This window comes from Actinoallomurus sp. NPDC052308 (genome assembly GCF_040679195.1).
GTDB classification, from domain to species: Bacteria; Actinomycetota; Actinomycetes; order Streptosporangiales; family Streptosporangiaceae; genus Actinoallomurus; species Actinoallomurus liliacearum.
In genome coordinates, this window is the sequence record NZ_JBFAUM010000068.1 from 1 (window position 1) to 5,614 (window position 5,614).

Annotated in this window: 1 protein-coding gene; it reads right to left on the bottom strand. The window is 69.6% G+C overall.

The features are described from left to right. The coding region (locus AB0L00_RS45700; protein ID WP_364444554.1) for a hypothetical protein at positions 1-5,614 on the bottom strand (5,614 nt) is incomplete at both ends.

Genomic DNA, 5,614 nt, shown 5'->3' on the forward strand with positions numbered 1-5,614 from the left:
CCGGCAACGCGATCACATGACGACGAACCCACCGACCGTTACCGGCCTGAATCCGCTGCACATTCGCCCGGACCAGCGTCTCCCACCCCGACGCCTTCGCCGTCCCGGGCAACCCCTCGGAGAGCCGTCGCCATTGGCCCCCCTGGGCCCCCTCCAACGCACGGCCCGGCGCTTGTCCCGGCAGGAAATCGATCCTCGGGTCGAAACGCTCCGTCGCGACCCGCACCACCGGCGCCCCGGCCCGCCGATCCCGCCAATCCTCACTCGCCGGAAGATCCACCCTCTTACCCGGCGCCGCCACCGGCACGAGCGGTGCCTGCGCCCTGGGGTCCTTGAGCGAAGCGGCCACCGTACGTGAATCCGACCACGCCGGCGCCGCGGACGTGACGGTCACAGAAGGACGGAATCTGCCCAGCAACTCCTCGATCGTCGTCTTCTGGGTATGGCCCGTGCCGCCCGAGATCCGCTGCCGGAACGGCATCGGCGAGCCGGCCGATGGGTAGTCCCAATGGCTCAGCACCTCTTGCCGCCCCTGGGCGTCACGGGTGCCGAGCGCCCACGCGACATGCTTATCGCCGTTGATGAAGACGAGATGTCCCGCGGGGACATCCGGCGTCAGCAAGCCCGTCCGTGGATCGCGACGATGTTCGGTGACCTCACCAACGGTCATCGAGGCCAGCAGCGTTTCGTCGTACACGCCGAGTGCCTCGTTCACCGCGGCGCGTTCAGACGATCCGTCGGCGACCAGCTCGTCGAACATGTGCTTCGCCGCTCGGGCCGCGTGATCGTGGATCGATCCCAGCCATGCCTTGTCGACCGCGCCGACCCAGTACGCGGTGAACAGCGGGAACTGCCAACAGTTCATCGCGCTCAGCCACGACGGCGCAGGTCCCTCACCGCGGAGCCACCGGGCGAAGTCGTTGACTCCCCGGAATGTTGGGATCATCATCCGGAAATCGCGGTCCGGGTCCGGACCCGAGGGCACCCACGTGTAGAAGTCGATCGACCCCACGCCCGCCAGCAGCGCGCGGTGGTTCCAATCCCGCACCTTCGCCGGATCGAACGGGTAGACCTCCGCCGCCGGGACGCTCGAGGCCGGCCGCAGATCCGGCAGCACGCGCGGCCCTGACAGGCCAGGGGCCGCAGGTCCGCGGGCATGCGCCGGGGCGCCGCCCGAATCGCCCACCATCAGGTCCCGCGGCGAGGCGACGAGCCTGGAGGGCGGACCGAAAGTCTGCTCCAGCAGTGGGTACAGATGCGGCTCGTAGACGCTGAGCCACTCGGGATGGTTGTGCCGCTCACTTCCCGTATACGGATCAGTCCCGCCGTTCACCGAGAAGAACACGTTGACGGCTTGGGCGAAGAACTTACCGACGTTGTACATCGAATAGTTTTTCAGATCCGGGCGCGAGGGATCACTCACCCCGTCAGGCCACCATTCGACGGTATGGGCCGCTCGCTCCAGTTTCGCGTTGAAGACCGCCTGCGCGAGGTTCTGACCCTCTGGCTTCAACCCGTAAAAGAGGATCGCATGCGCGATCTCGTGCACGGCAGCGGAATAACCGGCCGGGAAAGAATCAGGGCCCGCCTCGGAGTCCGTACCGATGACGGCGGGCGCACCGGTGAGGTTCTCCTCGGGAATCACCGACAGGATGTAGTTCTCGTGAAGAGAGTACGCCCGCACATGTTTCCACAGCCGGGGATATCCCCTCACCACGGGACTGTCGGGGTCCTTATCGGCGAAGGCCGAAAGATCTGTGATCGGCGTGGCCCTCGGAAGGATCAGCGCCCGCGCGCCCGCTCTGAGCAGGTTCTCCGCAACCTCCTCATTGATCAGCATCCTGCTGAGAATCGCGTGGAAACTGGACTGTGCCGTACCCGGATCGTCCAGCCCGGGAAGCACCCACGTCATCAGATGCGCCACTGCGGCCGCGAAATCACGCGCCGGCATCAGATCCCGCATCCGGCTCACCACATCAGGGTCTGACGCTATTCTCTCCCGCGCCTGCATGGACATGGAGCGCAGCACCGCATCCTGCTCATCCGGCTCCATCTCCACGAACTCGCGGTAATCGAATTCCGCCTGCCCGGCCGGCGCGCCCGCCCCCGTGTCCTCGCCCGGACCGGGCGGAGCGGCGTGGGTCGGGTGGTCGTCCGGCAGGCCGACCACCGTGGCCGCCTCGGCAGCGCCCTCACCGGTGCCCGCGCCGGGCTGCTCGGTGACGGCCGAGCCGTGTGAGTCCCCCGAGTAGCCGTACAACACCGCGGTGCTGTCGACGACGTCCTCGATGGTGCGCAGATCACGCTTCGGGATCGGCTGGGAGGGATGGAACGGCGCGTCCGACATCGGGCCGTCCTGATGGACCGCAGGGGACTTCGCCGACTTCCGGAACAGCGACGATGCGTCGGGATATGCGTCGAGCAGCCCGGCGTGGTGCAACGCCGCCTCGTGCATCACGGCATGGATGTCGTCCCCAAGACCCCACTCACGCGCGTTCGGCCCTCCCGGGGTCCTGCCCGCCCTGAGGGTGATGGCCTCGGCGTGGTCGGGCCACTCGATCAGTTGCACCTCGATGTGCAACTGCTGCCCCGACTTGGGGAGCGCGTAGTAGCGCTCGTTCAGATAGACGTCGAGCTCCCCGTTCAGCTCCTCCGCATGTCGCGCGACGGCGGCGGGGTCGACGCCGTTCTCCGGCTTCACCGGCAGGGCCACGACGTGGCTCCGGACCCACTGCCCGTTGGGGGCCTTGATCAGCTGCACGTTCTCGCGGACGAGCACCTGGCGCCCGACGTTCGGATCGCCGCCCGGGGGAGGAGCGACTTTCAGGAACTGAGGTCCCGCGTCGAACGCGCGCTCTGTAGCCACCCTGGTCACCCGCGCGTGGGAGCGCAGGTGCTCCCACGTCGCGAACGGCGCCGGGCGGGCGACCCGCGTACCCGGTTCGGAGACTTCGCTCATCGCGCCCTGTTCGGCCCAGGCAGGGGCCATCGAGGTGATCGGTGGCTCGGTCCCGACCTCCTCCAGCAGCTCCTCGATCGTCGTGATCGGCTGCGATCCGGGCGACTGCTCGCCGCTGTGCGTCTCGGGCTCCGCCGCCGAGGACGGGGGAAGGCTCAGCACCTGCTGACGCCCTTCGGCATCGCGTGTGCCGAGCGCGAGGGCGATGTGGCGGGTGCCGTCGATCGCCACCCAGTGCCCACGCGGAATCGGCGGCGTCACCGTGGAATCCGGACCGAGCCCATGGCCGGTGACCGGCCCCGAACGGGCGAGGCGCATGATCCTGTCGACGTACGCCTGGTGCGCCCGTTCGTACGCGTCGGCCTGCCCGAGCCCGTCGGCCGCCGCGGTCGCGAAGGCGGTGAGGGCGGCGTCGGCGGCCGCGTCGTGGATACGGACCAGCCAGTCCCGGTCCACCGCTCCGGCCCGGTAGGCGGTGAGCAGAATCGCCTGCCAGGAGTTCATCGATGCCGTCGGCGTCGGTTCGGGTCCGTTCCCCCGGATCCACCGCGCGAAGTCGTTCGGCGAGCCCGACGAGTCCGTCTCCGCGATACGGAACCCATCGTCCGGGTCGAGACGCGGCTCTCCTCCCGGCCGGTAGGCGCCGATCGACTCCTGGCCGAGCCGCACCACGTGATCCAGCCGGGGATCGACCTGTCCACCCGACGACGAGCCCGGCGCGGGGGGCGCGTAGTGCGGTGGCATGTCATAGGGCCGGCCCACCACCGGATATCCCTGGCCCTGGCCGTACGGGTCCTGTGCGTACGCGGTGTCGTATCCGTATCCGTATCCGTATCCGTATCCGTATCCGGAGGACGAGGCGAGATTCGCGGCCGTCTGTGCCGGAGGCAGCCATGCCGGCCTCGCGGATTCGATCGGCGCGTCCGGCGACAGGGCGGGAGGCGCGCCGGGCACCAAGGGCGTCGAGGCTGTGGCCATCACCTCTTCCACCGTGGTCAGCTGCCAGAACCCATGTGACTCGACGGTGAGCTGACCGAGCGGTCGCCTGTTGGGGTACCACCACAGGCTCAGGACCTCATTGCGGCCCAGGGCGTCACGCGTGCCGAGGGCGAGCATGACGTGGCCGAAGCCGTCGAGCAGGACCAGGTGCCCACGCTGGAAACCGGGCTCCACCAGGCCGGTGTTCGAATCGAAAGTGTGACCGACCCTGTCGGCGGCAGGGGCGATCTGGTTCTCGAGTGAGTCGATGTACGCGGCCGATCCATGGTCGCGGCCACGACGAGCGGCCCTGATCGCAGCTCGAGTCGCGATGGCGTGGATGCCGTCCAACCATTCCTTGCTGACGGCACCGGCCTGGTAGGCGACGAGGAGGATCCCCTCCCAGCAGTTCATCGTCCCCGATGGCCCCGGCTCAGGTCCGCTGCCACGGATCCACCGGCCGAAGTCATTGGGCCGGCCCCACACGGTCTGTTCGCCGATCTGCCAGCCCGCCTCCGGATCGGCGTCCGAGGACCCCCTCCACTGGTAGAGGCCGACCTGTTGAAGCCCGGCCTGCACGACCTGCTCCGCCAGGACATCCCGGACGGTCAGCGATTCCGTACCACCGGTGGAATCGCCGCCCCAGCCTGCTCCGGCCGTCTCATCGATCTGCCAACCCGCCTGCGGTTCGGGCTGCGGGTACCCCCACGACGGATGGTGACCTCCCGATCGGCGGCTTCTCGGCGGCGCGGGGGCGGCGGCATGCGTCGGCGTTTCGTCCGGATCGCCTACCACCGCATAGGGCGACGGCGACGGGGTGGCGGCATGCGTCGGGGCGTCGTCCAGGTCACCCGGGGACAGCGCTTCGGGCCGGTCCGGTGCTTCGGCGGTCAGGACGTCGTCGTCGAAGCTCGCCGGGTCGACGACGTGGATCCGCCCGGCCGGGTCCGCCCAGTGGCTGCGTACGGTGCCGTCGGGCCGGTGGACGTCGAGCCGGACGTGCGCGCCGAGTTCGAACGCGACGTCGCGGGCGAGGTGGACCGGGTCCAGGCTGAGCATCGCCACGTCCGGCGGCAGCTCCGCGGGGGCGCCGGCCTCGTTGTCCCGGCGCAGGGCGTGGGCCCGGTTCACCTGGCCGATGATCGCGGTGATCTCGTCCTCGACGGAGTGGGGCAGGCCATCGGTCAGCCGGTCGCCGGTCCAGGTGAGCCGCTGCTCGTACCGGGCGGGGAGGGTGAGCAGGCCGGGGTCGGGCTCGTGCGCCGAGAAGCGCAGGTCGTCCCGGATGGTCTGGGCCGCCCACTGGAGGATCGTGCGGTACTTCCGGACCTGCGCGTCCGGGCCGACGGTGAGCACCAGGGGACGGCCGCCGCCAGCCTGCTCGCGGATGTGGGTGACGAGGCTCTGGTGGGCGCGTGCGGGGATGTAGCCGTGGTCCGCCGCGTCGGCCAGCAGCGCGGGCAGGTCGAAGCGGGGCGCGGCGTCCAGTCCCTTCCACGCCTGTGGGTCCACCCGGTTCCCCAGGTCCTGTTCGCGCTGCCGCCGCTGCTCGTCCATGGCCGCGCGCAGTTCCGCGTACTGCGCCTCGAAGATCTCCACGTACACGTCGCCGGTGACCGGGTCGCTGCGGAGCGGGTCGCCCACGTTGTGGGACTCGCGGAACAGGTGGTGCCGGGT